26 protein-coding genes and 1 tRNA gene are annotated in these 25,125 nt (G+C 61.6%); 12 read left to right on the top strand and 15 right to left on the bottom strand.

Features of this window, described 5'->3' with window-relative positions:
- The first annotated feature begins 21 nt into the window (after nucleotides 1-21).
- A complete protein-coding gene (locus ACEK02_RS30990) occupies nucleotides 22-288 on the top strand; it encodes an acyl carrier protein (RefSeq protein WP_371425356.1) in 267 nt (88 codons plus the stop codon).
- Nucleotides 289-336: 48 nt separating this feature from the next.
- Here the strand turns inward: ACEK02_RS30990 and ACEK02_RS30995 are convergent, their stop codons facing one another.
- Nucleotides 337-1,032, bottom strand: coding sequence for a class I SAM-dependent methyltransferase (locus ACEK02_RS30995; RefSeq protein ID WP_371425358.1), 696 nt, complete (start codon nucleotides 1,030-1,032; stop codon nucleotides 337-339).
- A gap of 305 nt (nucleotides 1,033-1,337) precedes the next feature.
- Here ACEK02_RS30995 and ACEK02_RS31000 point away from each other — a divergent pair, with 305 nt between their 5' ends.
- On the top strand, nucleotides 1,338-2,156 hold the full coding sequence (locus ACEK02_RS31000; protein ID WP_371425360.1) for a YdcF family protein: 819 nt from the start codon (nucleotides 1,338-1,340) through the stop codon (nucleotides 2,154-2,156).
- Between the two features lie 170 nt (nucleotides 2,157-2,326).
- Here the strand turns inward: ACEK02_RS31000 and ACEK02_RS31005 are convergent.
- The 9 genes from ACEK02_RS31005 to ACEK02_RS31045 form a co-directional block, all read right to left on the bottom strand.
- Nucleotides 2,327-2,400: transfer RNA gene (locus ACEK02_RS31005), tRNA-Gln, on the bottom strand.
- 188 nt (nucleotides 2,401-2,588) lie between these two features.
- The gene (locus ACEK02_RS31010; RefSeq protein ID WP_371425362.1) at nucleotides 2,589-4,010 is read right to left on the bottom strand and encodes a cytosine permease; all 1,422 of its coding nucleotides are present in this window, start codon (nucleotides 4,008-4,010) and stop codon (nucleotides 2,589-2,591) included.
- 72 nt (nucleotides 4,011-4,082) lie between these two features.
- Nucleotides 4,083-5,033 carry a catechol 2,3-dioxygenase gene (locus tag ACEK02_RS31015; RefSeq protein ID WP_371425364.1) on the bottom strand — a complete coding sequence of 317 codons (951 nt, stop codon included), beginning with the start codon at nucleotides 5,031-5,033 and terminating at the stop codon, nucleotides 4,083-4,085.
- A gap of 151 nt (nucleotides 5,034-5,184) precedes the next feature.
- The gene (locus tag ACEK02_RS31020; protein WP_371425366.1) at nucleotides 5,185-6,033 is read right to left on the bottom strand and encodes an ABC transporter substrate-binding protein; all 849 of its coding nucleotides are present in this window, start codon (nucleotides 6,031-6,033) and stop codon (nucleotides 5,185-5,187) included.
- 17 nt (nucleotides 6,034-6,050) lie between these two features.
- The gene (locus ACEK02_RS31025) at nucleotides 6,051-6,743 is read right to left on the bottom strand and encodes a 4-carboxy-4-hydroxy-2-oxoadipate aldolase/oxaloacetate decarboxylase (RefSeq protein ID WP_371425368.1); all 693 of its coding nucleotides are present in this window, start codon (nucleotides 6,741-6,743) and stop codon (nucleotides 6,051-6,053) included.
- The gene (locus ACEK02_RS31030) at nucleotides 6,740-7,462 is read right to left on the bottom strand and encodes a PIG-L deacetylase family protein (protein ID WP_089267177.1); all 723 of its coding nucleotides are present in this window, start codon (nucleotides 7,460-7,462) and stop codon (nucleotides 6,740-6,742) included. The genes ACEK02_RS31025 and ACEK02_RS31030 overlap by 4 nt, the downstream gene beginning before the upstream one ends.
- Before the next feature lie 28 nt (nucleotides 7,463-7,490).
- Entirely contained in the window at nucleotides 7,491-8,360 is an 870-nt protein-coding gene (locus tag ACEK02_RS31035; RefSeq protein ID WP_371425370.1) for an amidohydrolase, read from the bottom strand.
- Nucleotides 8,357-9,361, bottom strand: a complete 1,005-nt coding sequence (locus ACEK02_RS31040) for a Bug family tripartite tricarboxylate transporter substrate binding protein (RefSeq protein WP_371425372.1) — start codon at nucleotides 9,359-9,361, stop codon at nucleotides 8,357-8,359. Before ACEK02_RS31040 ends, ACEK02_RS31035 begins: the two co-directional genes overlap by 4 nt.
- Nucleotides 9,362-9,545: 184 nt before the next feature.
- Nucleotides 9,546-10,442: a LysR family transcriptional regulator gene (locus ACEK02_RS31045; RefSeq protein ID WP_371425374.1), complete on the bottom strand. Its 897-nt coding sequence runs from the start codon at nucleotides 10,440-10,442 to the stop codon at nucleotides 9,546-9,548.
- Between the two features lie 304 nt (nucleotides 10,443-10,746).
- On the opposite strand from ACEK02_RS31045, the gene ACEK02_RS31050 reads away from it, so the two are divergent.
- The 3 genes from ACEK02_RS31050 (at nucleotide 10,747) to ACEK02_RS31060 (ending at nucleotide 13,706) form a co-directional block, all read left to right on the top strand.
- Complete coding sequence (locus ACEK02_RS31050; protein WP_371425376.1) at nucleotides 10,747-12,507, top strand: ATP-binding protein; 1,761 nt, start codon at nucleotides 10,747-10,749, stop codon at nucleotides 12,505-12,507.
- An 89-nt stretch (nucleotides 12,508-12,596) separates the two neighbouring features.
- The gene (locus ACEK02_RS31055) at nucleotides 12,597-13,175 is read left to right on the top strand and encodes a peroxidase-related enzyme (protein WP_371425378.1); all 579 of its coding nucleotides are present in this window, start codon (nucleotides 12,597-12,599) and stop codon (nucleotides 13,173-13,175) included.
- Nucleotides 13,176-13,196: 21 nt separating this feature from the next.
- A complete protein-coding gene (locus tag ACEK02_RS31060; protein WP_371425380.1) occupies nucleotides 13,197-13,706 on the top strand; it encodes an MgtC/SapB family protein in 510 nt (169 codons plus the stop codon).
- Here ACEK02_RS31060 and ACEK02_RS31065 read toward each other — a convergent pair.
- Nucleotides 13,667-14,293 carry a ParB-like protein gene (locus ACEK02_RS31065; protein ID WP_371425382.1) on the bottom strand — a complete coding sequence of 209 codons (627 nt, stop codon included), beginning with the start codon at nucleotides 14,291-14,293 and terminating at the stop codon, nucleotides 13,667-13,669. The genes ACEK02_RS31060 and ACEK02_RS31065 overlap by 40 nt on opposite strands.
- A gap of 175 nt (nucleotides 14,294-14,468) precedes the next feature.
- Here ACEK02_RS31065 and ACEK02_RS31070 point away from each other — a divergent pair, with 175 nt between their 5' ends.
- The 7 genes from ACEK02_RS31070 to ACEK02_RS31100 all read left to right on the top strand — a co-directional run bounded on the left by ACEK02_RS31070 (nucleotide 14,469) and on the right by ACEK02_RS31100 (nucleotide 20,418).
- Nucleotides 14,469-14,813, top strand: coding sequence for a hypothetical protein (locus tag ACEK02_RS31070; protein WP_371425384.1), 345 nt, complete (start codon nucleotides 14,469-14,471; stop codon nucleotides 14,811-14,813).
- Between the two features lie 188 nt (nucleotides 14,814-15,001).
- On the top strand, nucleotides 15,002-15,283 hold the full coding sequence (locus ACEK02_RS31075) for an acyl carrier protein (protein ID WP_002711294.1): 282 nt from the start codon (nucleotides 15,002-15,004) through the stop codon (nucleotides 15,281-15,283).
- A 9-nt stretch (nucleotides 15,284-15,292) separates the two neighbouring features.
- Nucleotides 15,293-15,766 (top strand): 3-hydroxyacyl-ACP dehydratase FabZ family protein, encoded by a 474-nt coding sequence (locus ACEK02_RS31080; RefSeq protein WP_371425386.1) that lies wholly within the window; start codon nucleotides 15,293-15,295, stop codon nucleotides 15,764-15,766.
- A complete protein-coding gene (locus tag ACEK02_RS31085; protein WP_371425388.1) occupies nucleotides 15,759-16,961 on the top strand; it encodes a beta-ketoacyl-ACP synthase in 1,203 nt (400 codons plus the stop codon). The genes ACEK02_RS31080 and ACEK02_RS31085 overlap by 8 nt, the downstream gene beginning before the upstream one ends.
- A gap of 115 nt (nucleotides 16,962-17,076) precedes the next feature.
- The gene (locus ACEK02_RS31090) at nucleotides 17,077-18,357 is read left to right on the top strand and encodes a beta-ketoacyl-ACP synthase (RefSeq protein ID WP_371425390.1); all 1,281 of its coding nucleotides are present in this window, start codon (nucleotides 17,077-17,079) and stop codon (nucleotides 18,355-18,357) included.
- Nucleotides 18,358-18,460: 103 nt separating this feature from the next.
- Nucleotides 18,461-19,483 carry a zinc-binding dehydrogenase gene (locus ACEK02_RS31095; protein WP_371425392.1) on the top strand — a complete coding sequence of 341 codons (1,023 nt, stop codon included), beginning with the start codon at nucleotides 18,461-18,463 and terminating at the stop codon, nucleotides 19,481-19,483.
- Nucleotides 19,483-20,418 (top strand): lipid A biosynthesis lauroyl acyltransferase, encoded by a 936-nt coding sequence (locus ACEK02_RS31100; RefSeq protein WP_371425394.1) that lies wholly within the window; start codon nucleotides 19,483-19,485, stop codon nucleotides 20,416-20,418. Before ACEK02_RS31095 ends, ACEK02_RS31100 begins: the two co-directional genes overlap by 1 nt.
- Before the next feature lie 3 nt (nucleotides 20,419-20,421).
- On the opposite strand, the gene ACEK02_RS31105 is transcribed toward ACEK02_RS31100, so the two are convergent.
- From ACEK02_RS31105 to ACEK02_RS31120, 4 genes are all read right to left on the bottom strand, one after another.
- Nucleotides 20,422-21,516 (bottom strand): polyamine ABC transporter substrate-binding protein, encoded by a 1,095-nt coding sequence (locus ACEK02_RS31105; protein ID WP_371425396.1) that lies wholly within the window; start codon nucleotides 21,514-21,516, stop codon nucleotides 20,422-20,424.
- 14 nt (nucleotides 21,517-21,530) lie between these two features.
- Entirely contained in the window at nucleotides 21,531-22,685 is a 1,155-nt protein-coding gene (locus tag ACEK02_RS31110; protein ID WP_371425398.1) for an aminotransferase, read from the bottom strand.
- A 7-nt stretch (nucleotides 22,686-22,692) separates the two neighbouring features.
- On the bottom strand, nucleotides 22,693-23,049 hold the full coding sequence (locus tag ACEK02_RS31115) for a rhodanese-like domain-containing protein (RefSeq protein ID WP_371425400.1): 357 nt from the start codon (nucleotides 23,047-23,049) through the stop codon (nucleotides 22,693-22,695).
- Between the two features lie 90 nt (nucleotides 23,050-23,139).
- Nucleotides 23,140-25,062 (bottom strand): potassium transporter Kup, encoded by a 1,923-nt coding sequence (locus ACEK02_RS31120; RefSeq protein WP_371425402.1) that lies wholly within the window; start codon nucleotides 25,060-25,062, stop codon nucleotides 23,140-23,142.
- Between the last annotated feature and the right edge of the window lie 63 nt (nucleotides 25,063-25,125).

Raw genomic sequence — 25,125 nt, forward strand, 5'->3', positions numbered from 1 at the left:
TTTACGCATTGGAGCTGAAACATGTTGCTAGTCGGAGAACCACTCGAGACCTGCCGAAGGCAAGTTCGCGATTTCTTGCTGTCGAACTTCTACGTTGCTGAAGCGAATTCGCTTGAGGTCGGCACATCGCTGCTCGACCAGGGCATCATCGACTCGACGGGAGTGCTCGAGGTCATCGGCTTCATCGAGGAAACCTTCGGAATCACGGTCGAAGACAGCGAGCTCTTGCCTGAGAACCTCGACTCCATCGAAGGAATTGCAGGCTTCGTCATGCGCAAGAAGGGCTGATACTTGTCTGCAACGTCCAGACCGCGTCGCGAATGCCACCGCACCGGTTCAAGTATTTGTACCTCTGCGGTATCCCATAACGACGCGGCCTTCACCCGTTTCGTTCGTCACCACCCTGATGCTTTCGTAGCTTTGGCTGCGCTCAAGAAGGGTTGCCACCTGCCGCGCCTGACCGATGCCGACCTCGAACAGGAGGATACCGCCGGGCCGCAGATATCTGACCGCGTTCTTCGTCACCCGCATATGGATGCTAAGTCCGTAGGGACCCGCTGCGAATGCCTCACGCGGTTCGAGTTCGAGCAAGGAGGCACGGTCGCCTCTGAGCCTCGTTTCCGAAATATAGGGTGGGTTGCAGACGATCAGATCGATGGTCCCATCCAGCGGCAGACCTGAAAAAGCGTCGAACAGGTCTCCCTGAAGCACCGACATGCGTTGCGTGAGTCCGTGATAGGCAACATTGCGACGTGCGACAGTGACACATCCATCGGTTAGATCGCTCGCCCAGACGCGCGCGTCGGGATTATTGAGAGCGATGGCGCATGCCAGATTGCCTGCGCCGCAGCACATGTCGATCACCCGCGGCTCCGGCACGTTTAACCGACGCAGAGCATCGACCGCGCTGGCGCAAAGCAATTCGGTTTCAGGCCGGGGGATGAGCGCACCGGGTGCGACCAGCAGCTCTATTCCCATGAATAGAGTGCGTCCCTTATCGTAAGCTTTGGCCACGTTGATCGCTTCGCTCATTGCGGTCACCCTGCCCGGACGTTGCGCGACAACTGTTGCATACGGCGTGATCCAGCGCCGGACAGAATCATGCCCTGCCCGTGTGGCAATGGCGGTAGTCACAACGAGGTAGATGGGCCGGCAGCGGCAATACAGTTGTTTTCGGCAACGATCCATACGCATTTGCCGATGCGGCAGCCCACCGGCTGCATCGTCATCCGCGGCGATCCGGCACCCTATCCGGCGAGCTAACGATTCGTAGCGGTGGCTTCATTGGCCGTTTGCTGCTATGGCGCTCTTGGTATCAACGAGGCCGAGGCCTTACGTTGTTTTTTGTATTGTCCAAGACTCTTGGCAACGCGCTCGCGCCGGTCAATTTCCTGATCGGCCTCGGTGTGCTCGGCGCAATCCTTTCGGCAACACGTTTTTTTTCGCTTGGCCGCGGGCTTATGATCACAGCCGCCGTACTGCTTGTGGTGGCCGCGTTTTCGCCGGCTGGAAGATTGCTGATCTATCCGCTTGAATCGCGCTTCCCGCCCTGGGATCCCGGACAGCGTGCGCCTGATGGCATCATCGTGCTCGGCGGCTCGATCGAAGCCGATGTTTCGCTTGCGCGCGACACACCGGTCGTCCGTCGCTCGCCCGACCGCATGATCGCAGCCGCAGCGCTGGCACGACGATATCCGAATGCACGCGTGGTGTTCACCGGCGGCAGTCCGAGGCTGGTGTCGGATGCCAGGGAGGCCGATTACGCCGCGGCGATCTTCGAAAGCCTTGGGGTCGACAGATCGCGATTGATCATGGAGCGGCAATCGCGCAACACGCATGAGAACGCCGAATTCACCAAAGCGCTCGTGGCGCCAAAGCCGGGCGAGCGCTGGGTTCTGGTGACATCAGCGTTCCATATGCCGCGATCGATTGGTTTGTTTCGCAAAGCCGGATTTCCGGTCGAGGCTTATCCAGTCGACTGGTGGGTCGGCGGTCGCCGTGACACACTTTCCTTCACCACCCTCGCCCTTGATGGGCTGGCTCGGACCGACATTGCGGTGCGCGAATGGTTTGGGCTGATTGCCTATCGAGCCACGGGACGGATCGACGACTTGCTGCCGGGGCCGATGAACATTGATTCTCCGGGCCAGCGATAAGGCAAGCGGCAAGCGCCTCAGCGCCATCGGAAACGACAACCAGTATGACCACGCCGCCCAGGCGCCGACCGGACGCCATTCGAGCCTCGTGGGCCGCTGTTACGGATCACCGGGTTTTTCGAAAAGGCTGCGGGTTAGAAGCCTTTGATCTGCGAAGGGAAATTTGAATGTGGCTGGGGAACTAGGATTCGAACCTAGACAAACAGAGTCAGAGTCTGTTGTGCTACCGTTACACCATTCCCCAAACGATTCAGAGACTTAGGGGAAAAACCCGGTCTGGAATCGATTGGAACAGAGATGTCATCTCGTTCGGGCGGGTTCTAGCCCGTCCGCCGGACAAAGCGCAAGGCCTCTGAACGGAAATGACGGCTCATTGACACCGCTGGCAACGAACAGGCCACGCAGGGCGCGGCCTGCCCGGTCGCCTCGCCCTTATTCCCCCGGCCCACCGGCCGGAATGGCCATCGGCTCCGGTGCCAGATGCTTGCCCAGCGCCAGATAGACACCGCCTGATACAACGATGCCCGCCAGCCAGCTCAGATCCGCGCCGCCGAGAAGGTTGATCGAGATGGGTCCCTGCAACGCGGGCACCAGGCCATCCTGGAACAGCCAGGTGGCGATCAAGCCAGCGAAGAACGCGATCATGCCGCTCCAGTTGATATCGCCATAGATGCTGGTCTCCGGCGACTTGTAGAGTTCGGCGATGTCGATCTGGCTCTTCCGCCTGACGAAGAAGTCGGCCAACACCACCCCGGCATAGGGGCTCATCCACATCAGCAGGCTGACCAGCCAGTTGTCGAACGCCTTCGCGAAAGACGGTGCGAAGATGAAATACACCGTCACCGCATAGCCGGCGACGCCGACGATCAGCGCCAGCATCGTCCGCGAAAAGCGAACACCCATGCTGAGCGCCGCCAGCGCCGACGAATAGACGTTGAGGATATTGGTTGCGATCGGCCCGTGCAGCACCAGCAGCAGCACGAGGATGCTGGCGACGCCGCCGAACACTGCCGAGACCATCTTGGCGGGATCCGTGTCGAGCGTCACCGAGGCGATCGTGGCGCCAAGAACGGCGAGCCACACCGACGGCACGAACATGCCGACGTAGCTGTACCAGAACACGGCTTTCGACGAGGTCGAGCGCGGCACGAAGCGCGAATAGTCCGACGCCCAGGTCACCCACGAAATGCCCCAGCCAACGCCAACAGCGGTCATCAGCAGCGACAACATCGCCAGATGCGGCCCTGGCGGCAGCGAGGTCGTGAGATTCCAGTTGACGACGCCAGGCTGGCTCCAGGCCAGCACGCTCATCAGCACCATGATCACAACCGTGACCGGTACGGTGTATTTCTCGAAGGTGCGGATCGCATAGAAACCATAGGTGCCGATCAGCACCTGCGTCACCATCACGATGGTGATGACCACAAGATTGGCGAACCAGCTATCGGTGACCCCGAACTGGCCGAGAATGGCCATCGAGATCTTCACCGGGAAATAGGTGTTCACGCCGATCCAGCCGAGCGTCATCAGGAACATCAACAGGCTCGGCAGATAGGCACCGCGGCGCCCAAAGGCGGCGCGGCTGAGCACCATCTGATTGACGCCGGTCTTGTGGCCCATGACCGTGAAGGCGGCGAAGATCGCGGAGCCCGCCGCGTTGCCGATGACGATGACCGCGATCGTCTCCCACAGACCGAGCTTGAGAATGATACCGAGCGCGCCGAGCGCCCAGTTCACCGGGGCGATATTGGCGCCGGCCCAGATCCACATCTGCTGTGGCCCGGTGGAATCCCGGTCGGCATCGGGGATCGGTTCGATACTGTGAATGTCGGCCCGCAACTCAGAGTTAGTCATGCTCGCCCCCACGTCAAAGACAGCCTGAGGTCAACAAAGCAAGACGCGTACCAATCCCGGCAGAGCGGCTTGCTACTTGTGGGGCACCGGAGGCGTGCCGTGGGTATGGAACGACTCAATGGTCTTGAGGCCCCAGGCCTGGCCCTTCTTGCGCTCCTCCTCGGTCCAGACGATGGGCTTCCAGTCCGGCGCCAGGATCAGCCGTGCGCCGGCATTGGCGACTTCGACACGGTTGCCGCCGGGCTCATAGACATAGAGGAAGAAGGTCTGCTGGATCGCATGTTTGTGCGGGCCGGTCTCGATGAAGACGCCGTTTTCCAGAAAGATATCAGCCGCGCGCAGAATGTCCTCACGGCTGTCCAGCGCATAGGTGACGTGATGGAAGCGCCCTTTGGTGCCGGAGTGATCGCGCGAATAGGCGAAGTCGTAGCTCTTGTTCGACATGGTCATCCACATCGCCGCTTCCGTGCCGTCATTGAGCACGATCTGCTCGGTCAGGCGGAGCCCCATATACTGCTCGAAAAATTCGCGGTTGGCCTTGATGTCGACCGCAAGGCAGTTGAGGTGATCGAGCCGCCGCACGTTGATGCCTCGCGCCGGATAGCGCTGCGCCTGATTTTTAAGCGCCGGCTTGAGTTCCGGCGGCGCCTCGTACCATTCGGTCTCGTAATAGAGCTCAACAATATGTCCGTCGGGATCGCGGCAGCGAAATGCCGGCCCGTGGCCGAGGTCACCGTCGGTCCAGCCAATATCGTAGCCGGACCCCTTCAGTGCCGCCACGCGGCGCTCCAGCGCCTGCGGGCTGCGTGCGCGCAGCGCCATATGCTCCATGCCAGAGGTGTTCGCCGCCGTCAGCTTCAGCGAATAGCGCTCATAGTCGTCCCAGCCACGCAGATACACGGACTCGCCCTGTCGTCCGCTGACGGTCATGCCCATCACGTCGACGAAGAATTTCAGGCTCTCGTCCGGCTTCGGCGTCAGCAATTCGAGATGGGCGAGATCGAAGATCGGTTCGGGAGTCATTGGTCGTTTCCTCCAGTATTCCAGTCGAGCTTACTCGATCCCCTCATGGCGAGGAGCGCGTCTTCGCGCGTCTCGAACCATGAGGAATTGGGCGCTCATCCTTCGAGACGCGGTCGAAGACACCGCTCCTCAGGATGAAGGCGACGGCGCGCTATCGCAACGCGCGCGTCACGTCGTCGAACAGCTCATCAACGCTGAACCTGCGCGGGATCAGTCCCTGCTGCGCAGAATAGTCTGTAATGAGAGCCAGCGAACGATTCATGGCATCCGCATCGAAAGACAGGCTCTTGCCGGCTGACGCCGCCCTGCTCGCCCCCAGCATACGGTGGACTTCGCGCACCACATCGGGGCGCGTATCGGACAATTGCTGGCTGACGACCACCATATGGTTGATCGGCACCACACCATGCCTGGCCAGCCAGACTTTCTCTTCTGCGGCGACGTCCGGGAACAACTGCGTCACCCGTGGGTCGTCGCTCTTCTCGCCGAGCACGGCGTCCAGTTCGCCATCGAACAGCATCTGCATGATCTGCTTGCCGGCAGGCGCCTTGGTGGTGCTGTCGATATATTCCGCGACATGCGGCTCCTCGAAGGTGATCCATTCGATCGCATCCAGATTGACGCCGTAGTCATTGGCGAGCATGCCGCGCAGCCACGCGCCCGTCGTCGTCGTAAACGATCGAATACCGACGCATTTACCTTCGAGATCCTTCGGCCCGGTGATGCCTGCTGCCGGGTTGGTGACCGCGAACCTAAACTGATGCCGCGCCATCATCACATCAGGCAGCAGCACCATCGGCTTGTTGTAGCTCTTCGCCATCAGATAGGTGACGATGGCCATTTCGGCGACGTCGAAGGCCCCATCACGCACCATGGGTTTGAAGCCCTTGTTGGTGGGCGTGTAGTCGGCAAAATCCAGCTGAACCAGATCTGATGTGATCGCGCCGGATTTCAGCGCCGCCGTATGCGGATGATCGCCGAGCAATATGCGAAGCCGCATCGCCGCCTCCTCCCCGCTCACGCTTGATCGGGATCGTCGACGTAAACAAGACCCGCTTTGGCCAGCGGCTCGCGCATATTGTACATGTCGAGGCCGAGAATGCCGGAAGCCAGCTTCTGGCGCTTGGCGTCTTCTTCGGCAAAACGCTTCTCGCCTTTCACCGCAACCTCCGCAGCATGTTTGCGCGGGATCACCACAACGCCGTCTTCGTCGGCGACGATGGCGTCACCCGGCATCACCTGCGCGCCGGCGCAGACCACCGGCACGTTCACCGCGCCGAGCGTCGCCTTCACCGTCCCCTTCGCCGAGATCGCGCGTGACCACACCGGAAAACCCATCTCGCGCAGCGTCTTGATATCGCGGCAGCCCGCATCGATGATCAGGCCGACACCACCGCGCGCTTTCAGCGACGTCGCGAGGAGATCGCCGAACATGCCGTCGGTGTTGTCCGTGGTGCAGGCCACCACCAGCATGTCGCCGGGTCTGCACTGCTCAATGGCCACATGCAGCATCCAGTTGTCGCCGGGCTGTGCCAGCACCGTGACCGCCGTGCCGGCAGCCTCCGCGCCGGACCACACCGGGCGCATATAGGTCTTCATCAGGCCAAAGCGGCCATAGGCCTCGTGGACAGTGGAGACGCCGAGCGCGCCGAGCCGCTGCACCACATCGGTATCTGCGCGTTGAATGTTTCTGACGACGACGGGTTTCATGCCAGTGTCTCCACGGTCATCGGGAACAGGCGCTGATAGGCCTCGCCATAGGTCATCGCCGCGCCGGTGTTGCGGCCGCCCTGCATGCCGCGCTGAAGCGCCACACGCTCGTAATAGGCCCAGAGGTGCTTTTGCGCAGCGAGAATTTCGAACGTCTTGCGCTTGATGTCCCAGACCTCATCGATGTTGAGGATTACCTGCGGCTTGAAATTGCACATCTCGGGCTGATGCGGCTCGAACAGGAACACCGGGGGCGCGGAGTAGCTATATTCCGCCTCCGGCTTGTGCCCCATCGCCTGCGCGATGATGCGGGCCTCCTGCGCAGCGGCGGTCGCTGCGGGATGATCGACATTGTACGGATCTTCGAGGGAATGCGTCAGTACGAAGCTCGGATTGAGTTCGCGATAGATATCGATCAGCCGCTCCTTGTGGGCTTCCGTCAGATGCAGCGGATAGTCCCCGGCGTCGAAGAATTCGATCTCGGCGCCCAGCGATGCCGCTGCACGCTCGGCTTCGTCTTTCCGTCCGGCCTTGACCTTGTCCAGCGTCATGCCCGCCTGCTTCCAGGCGAATTGCGACTCGCCGCGTTCGCCGTAAGCGAGGCACACGATCTTGACGCGGTAGCCTTTCTTCGCATGCAGCGCGATCGCGCCGCCGGCGCGCCAGACGAAATCGCCAGGATGCGCGGAGACCACAAGACCTGTCTTGGCTTTGGACATCGAATCTTTCCTTGGTTCTTTCTGCCGCTCAGGTATCGAATTCAAACAGACGCGCGGGATTGTCGACGAGTATCTTCTGCTGAATCACCGGATCCGGTGCGAAGAGCGGGATCAGATCGACGAGATCGCCGTCGTTCGGCATCGCCTTGACGTTGGGATGCGGCCAGTCGGTGCCCCAGATCACACGATCAGGCGCGGTCTCGCAGATTGTCTTCGCGAACGGCACGGCATCGGTAAAGGGCGGGCCCATGGAGGTCACGCGCTCGCAGCCCGAGACCTTCACCCAGCATTTCTCGTCGCGCTTCATCAGGTCGATCAAGGTGCGGAACGGCCGCTGCTCCAGGCCATCGCCGGCCTTGACGCGGCCCATATGATCGATGGTGTAGATCACCGGCAGCTTCGCCAGCAGGTCGGCATAGTCGGGCAGATCGACCGCATCGAAATGCAGATCAACATGCCAGTTCATCGGCGCGATCATGTCGATGATACGATGAAACACCTTCATGTCCGGCGTGCCGCCGAGATGCCGCACGAAATTGAAGCGGCAGCCGCGGAAACCACCTTCATGCAGTTCGCGGAGTCCCTGCTCCGTGATCGTGCCATCGATATTGGCCACCGCACGGTAGCGGCCGCCGCTCACCGCGATGGCGTCCAGCGCTACGCGGTTATCAGTGCCGTGCACGCTGGCATTGACGATAACGGCACGGCCGATGCCGAGCTTCCCGTGCAATGCCCGAAAATCTTCCAGCGGCGCGTCGGGCGGAATGTAGGAACCCACATAGGGATATTTGGCGCCGGGCCCGAAGATATGCGTATGCGCGTCGCAGGCCAGCGGCGGCAGCTTGAACTTCGGCACCTTGGTGTGCGGATCGGGACCCGGGACGGTTGGTTTCGTCATTGTTTCGGAATTCCTGCCTTGTCGATCACGGCGGTCCACTTCGCGATGTCGTCGACCAGCCGGGCCTTTAATTCCTCGGGCGAGCTGGCTTTCGCCTCGATCCCGAGATCGAGCAGCTTCTGCTTCACATCGGGCAGTGCCAACACCTCGCGCAGACCGGCATTCAATCGCGCGACAGCTTCGGGCGGGGTGCCTGATGGCGCGAACAGCGCATTCCAGGAGACCACGTCGTATCCCTTCACGCCCCCCTCGATCATCGTCGGCACGTCTTTCAGGATCACCGAACGGGATTCGCCCGTGGTCCCGACTGGACGCATCTTGCCGTCCTGCAGCGCGGATTTCATCCCGACATAATTGTCGATCATGAGATCGATGTCTTCGCGCAGGAGCCCGACAATGACCTCAGGCGTTCCGCGATAGGGCACAATCTGGAAGTTGATCCCGGCGGTGGATTTGAGCAGTTCGGCCGACAGGTTCTGGGTGCTGCCGACGCTGATGGTGCCGACATTCAATTTGCCCGGATTGTCGCGCGCAAACCTGATGACGTCGGCCAGCGTCTTGTGCTGCGAATTCGCATTGGTGCCGACGATGAAATCGAAGAAGCCGATGCTGGAGATCGGCGCGAAGTTCTTCACGGGGTCGAATGGCAGACTCTTGAACAGCGGCACGCTGACGGCGGTGCCGTTGCTGAGCAGCGCCAGCGTATAGCCATCCGGCTGCGACGACAGCACTGCGCGCGCTGCGGCGACGCCGCCGGCACCCGGCATGTTTTCGATCACGAGGCGCTGGCCGAGATTGTCGCCGAGTTTGTCGGCCACGATGCGGATGGTGATGTCAGCGACACCACCGGCCGCAAACGGCACGATCACGCGAATAGGCCTGGTCGGATAGCCGGACTGCGCCTGCGCCAAAGACACCGCGCCTGTGAGAAATATCACGCCGAGCGCCCATTGCGCGGCGCTCAGCAAATGCTTGAGTTTGGTCGGAAAGCAGAGCGTCATGATGGATCGAAGACGCCTCACGCGTCCACCCTCGCCGTTTTTATGTCGGCACCAATGGCCGTCACGTCATCGCGACCATGCCATGGACCGTTCCGCTTACGGCAGTATCCAATTCCGATATATGAAACAAATGAGAAATCTGGGATAATCGTGCAGTTTCCTGCATATATCCCTCAAGGGCGGACTATCCCGCTGACTGGAAGTATTTGCGGGTCAGATCGATCAGCGCCTGCGCCGGCTTGCTCACCGGCTGTCCGCGCTTGACGATAATCCCTACGGTTCGGCTGACGCTCGGATTGCGAAGCGGCACCGCGACCAGTCCGGCAGTCCCTTGCGTCGCCACCGCGATGCTGGGCACGACGGCGATGCCAAGCTTTTCGAACACCATGCCCACGGCAGTCTGCAGATGCTGCACCTCATAACGCCAGTTCAGCGCATCGCGCCGGTGGCCGAGCGCATCGTCGATCAGCGCCCGGTTGCCGGCCTGCGGGCTGATACGGATCAGCGGCATGTCCTCAAGGTGCGACCAGGCCACGAATTTGCGTTGCGCAAAGGCATGGTCCTTCGTGCACAACAAGACGAAGCGTTCCTTGATCAGCGGGGTGACAGCCAGATCCCATATACTGGTCGCCGTGATCGTGATGCCGAACTCTGCCTGCCCGGACTGCACCAGAGTGGCAATCTCGCCCGCCGAATTGTCATGGATCTTGATCGAGATCCCGGGATGGAGCGCGGTGAATTGCTTCAGCACCCGCGGCAGATGATAGGCGGCGATGGTCGGCAGGCAGCCGAGCGCGATGTGTTCCTGTCGCTTGCGGCCCCTCGCCCGGAGCAAGTCGATGGAGTCGGAGAGTTCCCCGATCATCCGCCGCGCGGTAGGCAGCAGTTCCAGTCCGGCCGGGGTCAGTGCCACCTGCCGCGTGGTGCGGGCCAGCAACTGAAAGCCGAGATCCTCTTCCAGTTTCTTGATCCGGTGGCTCAGCGCCGTCTGTGACAGATTGAGGTGCGCGGCCGCCCGCGAAAAGCTACCCCGCTCCGCGATGCTCAGAAACGCCTGCAGGCCGGGAAAATCAATGCGCATAAGAGGTCCGAACACGGCCGAAGGGCACCGCGTTGAGATAACGCAGCGGCAGCGACCCATGCAAGGTCAGGACGTCCGCGCCTCCCGATCTGGCGGGCTGGTTAAAACCACGTAAAGCCGACTTCGCAGCCGTGAACGGCGAGGTATCCGGTGCTGGCGTTTTCGCAGTCCAATGCGGAGCTAATTCCGCAATGCAAGTTTGACGAGCAGAGCCTACCGATAGCCCGCGGACACGCCTTAACAATTTGTGCAGTCCCTGACCTGCATATTCGACCCAAACCGGGTGCGAGACGCGAATTCATCAATGACCAGTTTAAACGCAGCGGCGTCGTTCGGGCGCATTATCTCGGTACGGGGCTCGCTGGCCCGCGTCGGATTGCTCGCCGTGAGCCCGATGACGCCTTCGGAGATGCGCGGCACCGTCGGCCGCTTCGTCAGCATCCGTTGCGCCTCCTCGACCATCATTGCCATGATCACGGAAGTGTCCGCCGAGAACATGCATGCATCGGACATGTATATCGCGAGCGCCTCGGTCGATCTGCTCGGCGAGATCATGGGGCACGGCGACAAGGCCAAGTTCCAGCGCGGCGTCACCAACTATCCCACGATCGACGACATCGTCGATCTGATCAGCAATCACGATCTGCGCACGGTCTATGCACCGTCCGGCTCCGAGCAGATCAACGTGGGCACGCTGCAGCAGGACAAGTCAGTCGCCGCTTATGTCGACGTCGAGGAAATGCTGAGCAAGCACTTCGCGGTGCTCGGCTCCACCGGGGTCGGTAAATCCACCGGCGTGTCGCTGCTGCTCAATGAAATCCTGAAATCGCGCCCGCATCTGCGCATCTTCCTGCTCGACGTGCATAACGAATATGGCCGCTGTTTTGGCGACAAGGCGCTGGTGCTGAACCCGCGCAATCTGAAACTGCCGTTCTGGCTGTTCAATTTTGAGGAAATCGTCGACGTGCTGTTCGGCGGCCGCCCCGGCGTGCCTGAAGAACTCGAAATCCTCTCGGAGGTCATCCCGATCGCCAAAGGCGTCTACACGCAATACCAGAACGCCGACCGCATTGGCCTCAAGCGCATCGACCCGAAGACTATCGGCTACACCGTCGATACGCCGGTGCCCTATCGCCTGGTCGATCTGATCTCGTTGATCGACGAGCGCATGGGCAAGCTCGAGAACCGCTCGTCGCGCATCCAGTATCACAAGCTGATCTCGCGTATCGAAGCGGTGAAGAACGATCCGCGCTACGCCTTCATGTTCGACAACGCCAATGTCGGCGGCGACACCATGGCGGAAGTGATCAGCCATCTGTTCCGCCTGCCCGCCAATGGCAAGCCGATGACCATCATGCAGCTCGCCGGCTTCCCCGCGGAAGTGGTCGACTCCGTGGTGTCGGTGCTGTGCCGCATGGCATTCGATTTCGGCCTGTGGAGCGACGGCGCCTCGCCGCTGCTATTCGTCTGCGAGGAAGCGCATCGCTATGCGTCTGCCGACCGCAATATCGGCTTCGGTCCGACCCGCAAGGCCGTCTCGCGCATCGCCAAGGAAGGCCGCAAATACGGCGTCTATCTCGGTCTCGTGACGCAGCGGCCCGCCGAACTCGACGCCACGATCATTTCCCAGTGCAACACCCTGTTTGCGATGCGCCTCGCCAACGAGCGCGACCAGGCGCTGCTACGCTCCGCGGTGTCGGATGCCGCAGCCAATCTGCTGTCCTTCGTCCCGTCACTCGGCACCCGCGAAGTCCTCGCCTTTGGCGAAGGCGTCGCTCTGCCGACCCGTCTGCGTTTCAAGGAAGTGCCGCCGCACCAGCTGCCGCGCTCCGAAGCCACGATCGCCACGGTGCCGTCAGTGGCTGCCGGTCACGACATGCATTTCGTCAGCGCCGTGCTGGAACGCTGGCGCGGCGCTACATCGCATCGCGATGTGCCGAACGATCCCGGCTTCACCGAACGCCCGCTGGCGACGCCGAGCCGCAGCGTCGAAGCCCCTATGCTGCAGCCCTCGCTGGGCCTTGATCCGGATCGCTTCTCCCTGCTCAAGAAGCCGCTGCGCTAATCGCATCGCCTCACGTGCCGCAGCCGCTTTGCGGTGGCGGCACGATCGCCTATGATCCCGTGAAACAGAAACATTCACGGGAACGCCAGATGACACAGCCGATTGCGAAACGCTTTCCGACACCCGCCCTCGACAAGCTGCCCGAGGACATCCGCACGCGCATCATGGGCGTGCAGGAAAAGTCCGGATTCGTGCCCAACGTGTTCCTGTCGCTGGCCTATCGACCTGACGAATTCCGCGCGTTCTTCGCCTATCACGATGCCCTCATGGACAAGGATAGCGGGCTGACCAAGGCCGAGCGTGAGATGATCGTGGTCGCGACGTCAGCCGCCAATCAGTGCCATTATTGCGTCATCGCGCATGGTGCGATCCTGCGCATTCGCGCCAAGAACCCAACCATCGCCGATCAAATCGCCGTCAACTATCGCAAGGCCGACATCACGCCGAAGCAGCGTGCTATGCTGGATTTCGCCATGAAGGTGAGCCGGTCCGCCGAGACCATCGGCGAGCAGGACTTCGCCGAAATAAGCAGCCACGGCTTCAGCGACGACGACATCTGGGACATCACTGCGATCTCGGCCTTCTTTGCACTGTCGAACCGCATGGCCAATGTCACCAATATGAAGCCGAACGACGAGTTCTATATGATGGGCCGGCTGCCGAAATAACGGCGCGATAGGGATACTCCTTTGCTCGACTGGTCGGACATCATCCTGCGCCTCGGCGTCGCCACCCTCGTCGGCGGTGCCATCGGCCTCAACCGCGACCTGCACGGCAAGCCCGTGGGCGTGCGCACGCTGGCGCTGGTCAGTCTGGCCACCGCCATGATCGTGGTGCTGGCCGATCCGCTCGGCCAGGGCGGCTTCACGGATGCCGGGAGCCGGGTCATTCAGGGTGTGCTCACAGGCGTCGGCTTTCTCGGTGCCGGCGTGATCTTTCACGCCGAGCACCATTTCCGCATCCGCGGCCTGACCAGCGCCGCCTGCGTGTGGCTGACCGCCTGTGTCGGCATCATGTGCGGCGCCGGCCACTGGCGTATCGTCACGGTCTCGGTGGCGATCGCCTTCCTTGTCCTGTTGTTTGGCGGCAAGCTCGAACGGGCCCTGCATCGCGTGCTCGGCGGCAAGGGCGATCCCGCGTCGCTTCCGACGGATGTGCCTCAGTCGTCGGACGCCGGTCCGCACCAGCCCGGCAGATAGATCGCATCCTTGCTCTTGGCGATCGCCAGCGCCTTCTCCAATGCCTTGGCGAAATCGGCCTCGACCTCCTTTGTGGAGAGCCGGCGGCGAAACAGGTCCGCCCACAGGAATTCGCTGAACGGCGTGGTGTCCTTGGCATAGCCGCCGGCGCGGCGAATTTCACCGGCAAGGCTGCGGAACGGATCATCCTTCAAGCCCGTCACCGATTTCGGAATGTCCTTGAAGTGCCGCCGTTCGCCCTTGGCGTCATAGGGATAGGCCCAACGGCGGTGATCGAGCACGCCCCAGAATGCTTTCACATCGACCATCGTGAGATCCGCGATCACGGTGACGAGCACATCCTTCACGCCTTCGTCGTGCAGCGCCCGTGCGAGATGATGGTGATCGACCACGTAATGGAGCTGATCCGGCCCCAGCACCACGGGAATCATGTGCCGGCCGAGCAGTTCGGCTTGTTTGCGCTTTGACTTGTGCGCGCGCCAGCGTTGGCGCTTCTCCTTCACCTCGCGCATGCCCACCGTCATCTGCGTTGGCCGCAGCGACAGGATCGGGACCGGATGCAGCAGCGGTTCGCGTGTGTTTGGCATGTGGCCTCCCATATCTGGCGTTTGTCCAGAACCAACTATGGCATGGCCGCCGGGCTGATACTGATCAGTTCCACGTCATCTCGGGCAATTGCCGCATCCGTGCCATGCGGACTTTCGCTGCGCAAAGCAGCCGCCTCGTGTTACAATGCACCATTGTATGCGCAGACCACCGACAATGAAGACCCAGCAGCCGATTGTCAGAGAGGATGAAGAGCACCGCGTGCTTCGTTTCGTGCCGCGCACCTCGGATACACTGCCACACCATCCCACCACTCCCGCCGAACACCCCCGCCGCCAGACCACCGGCGCCAGCGACCTGTCCCGCTATCAACAGGCCCAGGACGACCCCGATGACTTCCGCCACCGGATGCTGGCCAATAGCGCAGCCTTCGGCTTTACGGTGATCCTCGTGGGTGTCGGGATCTGGCTCGCGATCAGCATTGCCGATCTCCGCAAAACCCAGGATTGTGTCCTGATGGGCCGTCGGGACTGCGCCCACATTGTTGCGCCGCACAGCTGAGGCGCGCCAAACCCTCTTTCCACATCCCACAGGGGCTGGTGAGCGGGCGCTCAACTGCATTGAACTGCCGCCCCCGCTCCGATATACGGGCAATCGACTCTATACGGCGGACCGGGACTACCCGGGGCGAAGCCCTGTGTTTGCGCGCGCCGATCGAACATTATCTTCAATATATCAAAGGCTTAGTAATGTCCTCCACATTCGATCAGGTCGCCACAATCATCGCCGAGACTTGCGACATCCCCCGCGACACGATCACGCCGGAAAGCCACGCCATCGACGATCTGGGGATCGACAGCCTCGACTTCCTGGATATCGCTTTCGCGATCGACAAGGCGTTCGGGATCAAGCTGCCGCTCGAAAAGTGGACCCAGGAGGTCAACGACGGCAAGGCGACCACCGAGCAGTATTTCGTCCTGAAGAACCTCAGCGCGCGCATCGACGAATTGGTCGCGGCCAAGGGCGCGTAACGCCCCGCCATGAACCTCGAATATTTTCACCTGATCGACCGCATCACCGACCTCAATGTCGGTGAACGGACGATTGCGGTTGAAGCGAACGTCCCTGAAAAGAGCACCATCTTCGAGGGCCACTTCCCGGGCTACCCCTTGATGCCCGGCGTTCTGCTGATCGAATCGATGGCTCAGACGTCGGGCTGGCTGCTGATCGCGCTGATGAAGTTCGAGCGTATGCCGTTCCTGGCCGCGGTGAAGGAAGCCAAGATGCGCACCTTCATCACGCCGGGCACGAAGCTGGACATCAATGCCAGCGTACTGCACGAAGGCGACGGCTTCTACATGACCACCGTCAAGATCAAGGTCGATGGCAAGCTGACCTGCAACGCACAGCTCACCTTCAAGACCGTCCCGTTCCCCCATCCGGATTTGCGCGGGCACATGGATATCGTGGCCAAGCGCATCGGATTTCCCCTACAGGCGATCACCAATGGCTGAAACCCGACCGATGACATCCGAGCCGGTGGAAGCGTGGATCACCGGGATCGGCCTCGCCACCTCATTGGGCGAAGGCCCTGACGCCCATTGGGATGCGTTGAACAACAAGCGCATCAATGTCGATGAAACCGGCTTCGCACCGAACATCGTCCACCCCCTCGCGCCGGTCTCCTATGACGCGCAGATCCCCAAGAAGGGTGATCAGCGGCAGATGGAAGCGTGGCAGCGGATCGGCACTTATGCAGCCGGCCTCGCACTCGATGCCGCGGGCGTGAAGGGCAACAAGGACATCCTGTCGAGGATGGACATGATCGTCGCCGCCGGTGGCGGTGAGCGAGATCTGGCCGTGGATTCCGGCATTCTGAATTCGGAAGGCTACGGCGCGGCATCGCCGGGCCTGCTGAACGAAAAGCTCCTGAACGATCTTCGTCCGACCCTGTTTCTGGCGCAGCTCTCGAACCTGCTGGCCGGCAACATCGCCATCGTGCACGGTGTCACCGGCTCCTCGCGCACCTTCATGGGCGAGGAAGCGGCCGGCGTCGACGCTGCGCGCATTGCGCTGGCACGCATCGCCTCGGGCCAGAGCGACATCGCACTGATCGGCGCCGCGCATAACGGCGAGCGCAAGGATCTGCTGCTGCTATACGAATTCGACGACTTCAACCTGAAGAACAAGTTCGAAACCGTGTGGGCACGCGAGAAGAATTCCGGCTTTGCGCTCGGCTCTGCCGGCGCGTTCCTCGTCATCGAATCGAGGGCGCATGCCGAAGCGCGCGGCGCCAAGCCGCTGGCACGGTTGAAGCGTGTCGTTGCAGATCAAGCCCGTCGCAAAACGCCGGGCGAAGTCACAACGTCGCTGCAAAAATTGTGGTCGCAGCTCGGCGCCAGGAACGACGCAGCGATCATCACCGGTGCGACCGGTGCCGAGCCCGTGACATCCGAAGAGCGCGCCTTCCTGAAGGATCATGCCGATGTCGCCATCCGCGGCACCGGCACCCTGTTCGGTCATACGCTCGAAACCCAATTCCCGCTCGGCCTCGGCCTTGCGGCCCTTGCGATCTCGCGCGGCGCGATGTTTCCGCCGCACGATTCAACCGGCCTCGAGATTGAAAAGTCCGGCAAGCCCACCCAGATTGTCGTAATCGGCGCCGGCCATTGGCGCGGCGAAGGCATGGCATTGGTTGAAGCCATCTAGAGTCCTACTGGCTCTGGATTTTTCTTATGGTTGAGCAAGATCCTATCCGAAAACCGGCATCCACTTTTCGGGATCATGCTCAAGTTAAGCGGTCGATGCGACCGACGGAGAGAGCATGACTGCAACGCGCGATAAATTCGGCCGACCGATCGTTGTTGTCACAGGCATGGGTGTCGTGACATCGCTCGGCGCCGGCAAGCAGGACAACTGGGCCAAGCTCACCGCTGGCGAATCCGGCATTCGCACTATCACGCGCTTTCCTGTCGACGGCATGAAGACGACGATGGCTGGCACGATCGATTTCGTGCCGGTCGAGCCGTTCTCCTCCACCGATCTCTCCGAGAAGCTCGGCGAACTCGTCACCGAGGAAGCGATCGCGCAGGCCAATATCGGCCGCAAGGGCGACTTCCCCGGCCCGTTGTTCCTCGCGGTCGCTCCCGTCGAAGTCGAGTGGCCGCAGCGCCAGGTGCTGGCAAAGGCCGCCGGCGCCAATAGCGACATCAATTACGACACGCTGCTGCGCGTCGCCGGCGGCGGCAAGTTCGTTCAGTATCACCGCCGCTTCCTGTTCGGCTCGGTTGCCGACCATCTCGCGGACACGTTCGGTACTAAGGGCTCTCCGATCTCGCTGTCGACCGCTTGCGCCTCCGGCGCCACTGCGATCCAGCTTGGCGTCGAAGCGATCCGCCGCGGCGAAGCCGACGCGGCGCTGTGCGTGGCCACCGACGGCTCGGTGAACCCGGAAGCGCTGATTCGCTTCTCGCTGCTGTCAGCACTCTCGACCCATAACGATCCGCCGGAAAAGGCTGTCCGTCCTTTCGCCAAAAACCGCGATGGATTCGTGATGGCCGAAGGCGCCGGCGCACTGGTGCTGGAAAGCCTGGAAGCCGCGACCGCGCGCGGCGCCAAGATCCTCGGCATTGTCGCGGGCTGCGGCGAACTCGCTGACTCCTTCCACCGCACCCGCTCCAGCCCGGACGGCAAGCCGATCATCGGCTGCGTGAACAATGCGCTGGTGGATGCCGGCCTGACGTCGGACCAGATCGACTACATCAACGCCCATGGCACCGGCACGCCGGAAAACGACAAGATGGAGTATCTCGGCATTTCCAGCGTGTTCGGTGAGCGCGCCAAGGAAATCCCGGTCTCGTCGAACAAGTCCATGGTCGGCCACACGCTCTCCGCCGCCGGTGCGGTCGAGGCAGTGTTCTCGCTACTGACCCTCGAACACCAGCGGATCCCGCCGACCATCAATTACGATGTTCCCGATCCGGCCATTCCGTTCGACGTGGTTCCCAATACCGCCCGCGATGCACGCGTAACGGCCGTGATGTCGAATTCCTTCGGCTTCGGTGGCCAGAATGCCTCGCTGATCCTCACCGGCGAGCCCGTTTAAGGGCTCCCCGGCCCCGTTGCCCCCCTCGCCGGTTGACGTCATGACGTGAACCGGCGATACGCAGGCCATCCGAAATCAACCTTTCTTGCCGGAGACGCGGTTCATGCGTGCGCTCAATCTTGTTGCCGATCGCGAGCTTGTCGTCGTCGACGTGCCCCCGCCCCCGCCGCCTGCTGCCGGCGAAGTGCAGATCCGCGTCAAGGCTGTCGGCCTGAACCATATCGACGTCTGGGGCTTCCGCGGCATGGCCTTCGCCAAGCGCAAGCTGCCGCTGTCGATCGGCGCTGAAGCCTCCGGCGAAATCGCCTCGGTTGGCGAAGGCGTCACCAATGTGAAGCCGGGCCAGAAGGTCGTGATGTATGGCGCGTTGACCTGCGGGCACTGCAAGGCCTGCCAGGAAGGGCGCGACAATTTCTGCGAGAATGTCGGCGGTCTTTATGGCTTCCACATCGACGGCTTCTCCCGCGAACTGATGAATATGCCGGCACGTCTGGTGATTCCCGTTCCCGACGGCGTCAGCTTCCGCGACGCCGCCTGCGCCCCGATCGCCTTCTCGACCGTCCAGCACATGCTGTTCGACAATGCCAAACTGCAGCCCGGCGAGACCATTCTCGTCCATGCCGGCGGCTCCGGCATCGGCACGGTGGCGATCATGATGGCGAAGAAGATCGGCTGCACCGTCATCACCACTGTGGGCGACGACAGCAAGATCGAAGGCGTGAAGGCGCTCGGCGCCGACCACGTCATCAACTATCGCAAGGATCGCTTCGAGGGCGAGACCCGCAAGATCACCAAGAAGAAGGGCGTCGATGTCGTGTTCGAACACGTCGGCGCCGACACCTTCAATGGTTCGCTGCTGGTGATGAAGCGCGGCGGCCGTCTGGTCACCTGCGGCTCGACCTCGGGCCCGACCACCACGATCAACCTGATGCAGCTATTCCAGCAGCAATACCGCATCTTCGGTTCGTTCGGCGCCACCATGAAGAACATTGCCGAGAGCCTCGACAAGATGGCTGACGGCATGCTGCCGGTGATCGACACCGAAGTGCCGATCACCGACGTCGAGACCGCGCTGAGGCGGATGGAAACCCGCCAGGTGTTCGGCAAGATCATCGTTCACTTCTGATGCTCCGCCTGCTGCTTCGCACCAAGGCCCGCATTCGCGATGCCCTGAAGCCTGCAGGCGACGCCGCTGTCGGTGCGCTGACGATCGCCATCCTGCGCACCACGCGCTATTTCGATCCGGTCAAGACCGCCAACCGGTTCGGCAAGATCACGCAGCGCATCGGGCCGCTGTTTCGCGAAGACAAGATCGGTCGCGCCAATCTCACAGCCGCCTTCCCCGAAAAATCTCCGGAAGAGATCGAGAAGATTCTCGCCGGTGTCTGGGACAATATGGGCCGCGTCGGCGCGGAATTCGCGCATCTCGACCAGATCTGGGATTACGACCCGGCAAATCCGACCAAGCCCAGCAATGTCGAGTTCTCGGCACGGACGGCAGAAATTTTCGATCAGCTCCGTGACGACGGCAAGCCGGCGCTGATTTTCGCCAGCCATCTCGGCAATTGGGAAATTCCAGCACTTGCAGCCGTTGCTCATGGCCTCGACGCAGCCGTGCTGTATCGCCGGCCGAACAGTGCTGCCGCTGACCGCGCCATCCATCAGACGCGCGCAATCAACATGGGCAATCTCATTCCGGCCAGCCATGATGCGCCGCTCAAGCTTGCGCACGCCCTGAACGAGGGCAAGCACGTCGCCATGCTGGTGGATCAGTGGTTCACCAATGGCGTCCCGGTGGACTTCTTTGGTCGCAAGACCAATGCCAATCCGATGCTGGCGCGGCTGTTGCGTCAGGTCGATTGCCCGATCCACGGTGTCCGCATCATCCGTCTGCCAAACCACCGCTTCCGCATCGAGGTTTCCGAAGAGGTGAAACCGGTGCGCGACGCCAATGGCAAGGTCGACGTTCAGGGCACCATGCAGGCGGTGACGTCGGTGCTGGAAGGCTGGATCCGGGAGTATCCCGAGCAGTGGCTATGGCTGCATCGGCGCTGGCGGTAGCGCTCAGCGTCCCGTTTTTACCTTCGTCCACAGCCGGTTGATCACCCGCTGCGTGCCGGGATCGCGTGCGGTGATGACGAACAGCTTCTGCAGCATAGCGTCGTCCGGATAGATCGTCTTGTCGTTCAGGACTTTCGGATCGATCAGCTTCTGGCTGGCGAGATTGCCGTTGGCATAGCCGAGGAAGTTCGAATTCTTCGCCGCGACATCCGGTCGGTAGAGATAGTTGATCAGTTCATAGGCTTCATTGACGTTCTTCGCATCGGCCGGGATCGCCAGGTTGTCGAAGAACATCTGCGCGCCCTCCTTCGGCACCGCATAGCCGATCTCGACGCCGTTCTTCGCTTCATCGGCCCGCGCCCGCGCCTGAATGATATCGCCGGACCAGCCGACCACGAGGCAGATCTCGCCGGTTGCCAGCGCGCTCAGATATTCCGATGAGTGAAACTTGCGAACATTGCCCCTGATCTTGCCGACAAGATCGGCGGCCTTTTCGAGATCGGGCTGTTTGGTTGAATTGGGATCGAGGCCGAGCGCATTCAACGCCGCCGGCAGAATGTCATCGGCGGAGTCCAGCATATGGACACCGCAATCCTTGAACTTCGCCAAATTCTCCGGCTTGAAGATGATGTCCCAGCTATCGATCTTCGCATCCGGCCCTAGGATTTTCGCGACCTGTTTGACGTTGTAGCCGATGCCCGTGGTGCCCCACATGTAGTTCGCGGCAAACTGATTGCCGGGATCGTAAATCGCGAGGCGCTTGGTCACTTCCGGCCAGGCATTGGCGAGGTTCGGCAGCTTCGCCTTGTCGAGCTTCTGGAATACCTTTGCGGTGATCTGGCGCTGCAGGAAATACGCCGTCGGCACCACGACGTCATAGCCGGATTTTCCGGCTAGCAGCCGCGTTTCCAGCGTCTCATTGGCGTCGAACGTGTCGTAGACGACCTTGATGCCGGTTTCTTTCGTGAACGCCTCCAGCACGCCGGGCGCCATGTAGTTCGACCAGTTATAGAAGTTGACGACACGCTCTTGCGCATATGCAGGCAAGGACCACAGCAGCGCCGCGCCGACGACCCACGCGATCCCGTGCTTGCCCATGTTTGTCAACTTCCCTAGCGGCGGTGAACGGCGTTGGACAGGCGCTCCAGCGCGGTGTCGAGCGTCGCGTCATTCTTCGCAAAGCAGAACCGCACCACGGACGTCACCTTGTCCTGCTCGTAGAAGGCCGACACCGGAATTGCCGCGACTTTGTAGTCGTAGACGAGACGCCGGCAGAACTCCTCGTCGGTCTCGTTCAGCCCTAGCGGCGACAGATCGACGGTGAGGAAATACGTGCCCTGCGACTTGATGACGGGAAAGCCGATGCTTTCCAGACCAGCCGCCAGTCGATCACGGCTGCGTGCGAGATCAGCGCGCATCGTCTTGAAATAGTCGTCGGACTTGCCGAGGCCATAGGCGACCGCGACCTGCAGGTTCGGCGCGGTCGTGAAGGTCAGGAACTGATGCACCTTGGCGCAGACTCGCAGCAGATGAGGTGCTGCGCAGACAAAGCCAATCTTCCAGCCGGTTAGCGAAAAGATCTTCCCGGCGGACCCGACCTTGATGGTGCGGTCGCGCATGCCGGGAATGGTGATCAGCGGGATATGGTCGTGGCCATCGAAGGTCACGTGTTCCCAGACCTCGTCGCAGATCGCAATCGTATCGAATTCCTGACAGAACTTCGCCAGCAGTTCGAGATCCTCGCGCGGCGACACCACCGCGGCCGGGTTGAGCGGGCTGTTGAACAGCACGGCCTTGGTCTTGTGATTGAAGACCGCGCGCAGGTCTTCTTCCGTGAGACGCCAGTGCGGCGGCTTCAGGCTGACCAGACGCGGAATGCCGCCAGCCTGACGGATAATCGGCAGATAGGAATCATAGACCGGCTGGAAGCACACGACCTCGTCGCCGGGCTCGACCACTGCGAGGATCGACGAGGTCAGCGCCTCGGTACCACCGGAGGTCACCATCACCTCGGTCATCGGATCGAGCGTGAGCTTGTGCCAGTGCTGATAATGCGTGGCGATCGCCTGACGCAGCTCCGGGATACCCATCATGGACGGATACTGGTTATAGCCGTGCAGCGTCGCGTCCGCCGCCGCCTGCCGGATATCGTCCGGACCGGGATGATCGGGAAAGCCCTGCCCGAGATTGATGGCGTTGTGGTCGCGCGCAAGCTGCGACATCGCCTCGAACACCGTGACGGGCAGCTCAGAGAAGATCTTGTTCATCGAGGGATCAGCCAGCCTTGGTCGGCAGGCCTGCAGCCTTCCAGCCCAAAATGCCGCCGGCAAGGTGCTTGTCATAGGCAAAGCCATCGGCCTGCGCGGCCAGCGAAGCCGTCACCGAGCGCTTGCCGGAGCGACATGCGAAGACGATCTGCTTGCCGGCCGGATCGGGCAGATCGGCGCTGTCGAAGCCCGAGAGCGGTACGACGACGGCGTCCGGATAGGCTTCGACCGCAACCTCGTTGGGCTCGCGCACGTCGACCAGCAAATACTTGCCGTCGGCGATACCCTTGGAGACTTCCTCCGGCGTCAAATCGTGAACGGTATGAGCTTCACCTGCCACCACAACCTCCTGGTGCCCCGGCATCCCGGAGCAAACGCGAAGGGGCCCAAATGGCCCCTGTTTTCGGGCGCCAAAGTCGCCTCTCGCGCGGCGAAAATCAAGCGTCAGGAGGGGTTAAATGGTCACTTGCGTCCCCACCTCCACCACCCGCCCCGTGGGGATCTGGAAATAGTCCGTGGCGTCATTGGCGGTGCGGCTGAGCGCAATGAACAGATGATCCTGCCAGCGCGGCATACCGGAATGCGCCGCCGGTTTCAGGGCGCGCCGCGACAGGAAGAACGACGTCGACATGATGTCGAACTGCCAGCCGGTCTTGCGCGCGATCGCCAGTGTTTTCGGTACGTTCGGTGTCTCCATGAAGCCGAAGCGCATGGTCACCTTGGAGAAGGTCGCGCTGATCTCCTCCATGCGGATCCGTTCGCTGGGGTCAATACGCGGCGTCGGCGCCGTCTCGATGGTGAGAATAACGTTCTTCTCGTGAAGCACTTTGTAGTGTTTCAGGCTATGCATCAGCGCCGTCGGTGCGCAGTCGGGATCGCTGGTGAGAAATACCGCCGTTCCGGCAACGCGTTGCGGCGGACGCTTCTCCAGCATGGCAACGAGATCAGCCAGCGGAAATTCCAGCTTGCGCGATTTCTCGAACAACAGCCGGCTGCCGTGGCGCCACGTATACATCAAGAGAATGATCACGCCGCCCATCGCCAGCGGCACCCAGCCGCCGTCGAAAACTTTCAGCAGGTTCGCGGACAGGAACGTGACGTCGATCACCAGAAATGGCGCAATCAATGCTGCAGCCGCGATCGGCGACCACTTCCAGCCGCGCCAGATCACCACAAAGCCCATCATCGCAGTGACCACCATGGTGCCGGTGACCGAGATGCCATAGGCCGAGGCCAGCGAGCTTGACGACTTGAACAGCACGACAAGTACGATCACCGCGATCAGCAGCAGCATGTTGACGCGCGGAATATAGATCTGGCCGGAATGACTCTCGGACGTATGGCGTATCTCGAAGCGCGGCAGCAGGCCGAGCTGGATCGCCTGCCGCGTCAGCGAATAGGCACCGGTGATCACAGCCTGGCTGGCGATCACCGTCGCAGTCGCTGCGAGGATCACCATCGGGATCAGCGCCCAGTCGGGAAACATCAGATAGAACGGATTTTCCAGCGCAGTAGGATCGTGCATCACCAGCGCGGCCTGGCCGAAATAGTTGATGGCCAGCGATGGCAGCACGAGAAACAGCCAGGCCAGCTGGATCGGCTTTTTGCCGAAGTGACCGAGATCAGCATAGAGCGCCTCGGCGCCGGTCACGGCGAGAAACACTGCGCCCAGGGTCACAAAGGCGATGATGCCGTGATGGAACATGAAATAGATCGCATGCACGGGATTGAGTGCCGCGAGGACTTCAGGATGCTTCATGATCTGCGGAATGGCCGCTACCGCGATCACGATGAACCATAGGCACATGATCGGTCCGAAGAACGTCGCGACCTTCGCGGTACCGCGCGATTGCACGGCGAAAAGCGCCACCAGGATCACGATGGTGATCGGTACAACATAGGGATCGAAGGCGGTGGTGGCGAGCTTGACGCCCTCGATGGCCGAGAGCACGGACAATGCCGGCGTGATCACCGCGTCGCCATAGAACAGCGCCGCGGCAATGATGCCGAGCATCACCACCACGGTTCCGCTCGACCCGATTGCGCGCTGGGCCAGCGCCATCAGAGCCAGCGGGCCCCCCTCGCCGTTATTGTCGGCGCGCAGCAGCAGCACGACATATTTAAGCGTGACCACGATGATCAGGGCCCACAGGATCAGCGAGAGAACGCCAAGGATCGCTTCATTGTCCACGCCCGGCGCCTTGTGGCCTCCGGCCGCGATCAGCGCCTCACGGAGCGCGTAAAGCGGGCTGGTGCCGATGTCGCCATAGACGACCCCGATGCTGCCCATCACGAGCGAGCCGAAACCGGCCGTGGAGTGCCCATGGGAGGGGTCCGCCGGGGATGCCGCGGCGGGAGAAGCGCTATCGCTAGTCATGGAAACGGCCTCGACAACTTCTGATTGGAAGGTCTCTGAACAGCGGGGCAGCGAGGCCGTTCC

It is taken from the genome of Tardiphaga sp., from assembly GCF_041424195.1.
In the GTDB taxonomy this organism is placed as follows: domain Bacteria; phylum Pseudomonadota; class Alphaproteobacteria; order Rhizobiales; family Xanthobacteraceae; genus Tardiphaga.

Bases quoted from the DNA above. Each gene is read 5' to 3' on its own strand.
- ACEK02_RS30990 (WP_371425356.1), top strand. From the start codon at position 22: ATGTTGCTAGTCGGAGAACCACTCGAGACCTGCCGAAGGCAAGTTCGC.
- ACEK02_RS30995 (WP_371425358.1), bottom strand. From the start codon at position 1,032: ATGAGCGAAGCGATCAACGTGGCCAAAGCTTACGATAAGGGACGCACT.
- ACEK02_RS31010 (WP_371425362.1), bottom strand. From the start codon at position 4,010: ATGACTAACTCTGAGTTGCGGGCCGACATTCACAGTATCGAACCGATC.
- ACEK02_RS31015 (WP_371425364.1), bottom strand. From the start codon at position 5,033: ATGACTCCCGAACCGATCTTCGATCTCGCCCATCTCGAATTGCTGACG.
- ACEK02_RS31020 (WP_371425366.1), bottom strand. From the start codon at position 6,033: ATGCGGCTTCGCATATTGCTCGGCGATCATCCGCATACGGCGGCGCTG.
- ACEK02_RS31025 (WP_371425368.1), bottom strand. From the start codon at position 6,743: ATGAAACCCGTCGTCGTCAGAAACATTCAACGCGCAGATACCGATGTG.
- ACEK02_RS31030 (WP_089267177.1), bottom strand. From the start codon at position 7,462: ATGTCCAAAGCCAAGACAGGTCTTGTGGTCTCCGCGCATCCTGGCGAT.
- ACEK02_RS31035 (WP_371425370.1), bottom strand. From the start codon at position 8,360: ATGACGAAACCAACCGTCCCGGGTCCCGATCCGCACACCAAGGTGCCG.
- ACEK02_RS31040 (WP_371425372.1), bottom strand. From the start codon at position 9,361: ATGACGCTCTGCTTTCCGACCAAACTCAAGCATTTGCTGAGCGCCGCG.
- ACEK02_RS31045 (WP_371425374.1), bottom strand. From the start codon at position 10,442: ATGCGCATTGATTTTCCCGGCCTGCAGGCGTTTCTGAGCATCGCGGAG.
- ACEK02_RS31050 (WP_371425376.1), top strand. From the start codon at position 10,747: ATGACCAGTTTAAACGCAGCGGCGTCGTTCGGGCGCATTATCTCGGTA.
- ACEK02_RS31055 (WP_371425378.1), top strand. From the start codon at position 12,597: ATGACACAGCCGATTGCGAAACGCTTTCCGACACCCGCCCTCGACAAG.
- ACEK02_RS31065 (WP_371425382.1), bottom strand. From the start codon at position 14,293: ATGCCAAACACACGCGAACCGCTGCTGCATCCGGTCCCGATCCTGTCG.
- ACEK02_RS31070 (WP_371425384.1), top strand. From the start codon at position 14,469: ATGAAGACCCAGCAGCCGATTGTCAGAGAGGATGAAGAGCACCGCGTG.
- ACEK02_RS31075 (WP_002711294.1), top strand. From the start codon at position 15,002: ATGTCCTCCACATTCGATCAGGTCGCCACAATCATCGCCGAGACTTGC.
- ACEK02_RS31080 (WP_371425386.1), top strand. From the start codon at position 15,293: ATGAACCTCGAATATTTTCACCTGATCGACCGCATCACCGACCTCAAT.
- ACEK02_RS31085 (WP_371425388.1), top strand. From the start codon at position 15,759: ATGGCTGAAACCCGACCGATGACATCCGAGCCGGTGGAAGCGTGGATC.
- ACEK02_RS31090 (WP_371425390.1), top strand. From the start codon at position 17,077: ATGACTGCAACGCGCGATAAATTCGGCCGACCGATCGTTGTTGTCACA.
- ACEK02_RS31095 (WP_371425392.1), top strand. From the start codon at position 18,461: ATGCGTGCGCTCAATCTTGTTGCCGATCGCGAGCTTGTCGTCGTCGAC.
- ACEK02_RS31100 (WP_371425394.1), top strand. From the start codon at position 19,483: ATGCTCCGCCTGCTGCTTCGCACCAAGGCCCGCATTCGCGATGCCCTG.
- ACEK02_RS31105 (WP_371425396.1), bottom strand. From the start codon at position 21,516: ATGGGCAAGCACGGGATCGCGTGGGTCGTCGGCGCGGCGCTGCTGTGG.
- ACEK02_RS31110 (WP_371425398.1), bottom strand. From the start codon at position 22,685: ATGAACAAGATCTTCTCTGAGCTGCCCGTCACGGTGTTCGAGGCGATG.
- ACEK02_RS31115 (WP_371425400.1), bottom strand. From the start codon at position 23,049: ATGCCGGGGCACCAGGAGGTTGTGGTGGCAGGTGAAGCTCATACCGTT.
- ACEK02_RS31120 (WP_371425402.1), bottom strand. From the start codon at position 25,062: ATGACTAGCGATAGCGCTTCTCCCGCCGCGGCATCCCCGGCGGACCCC.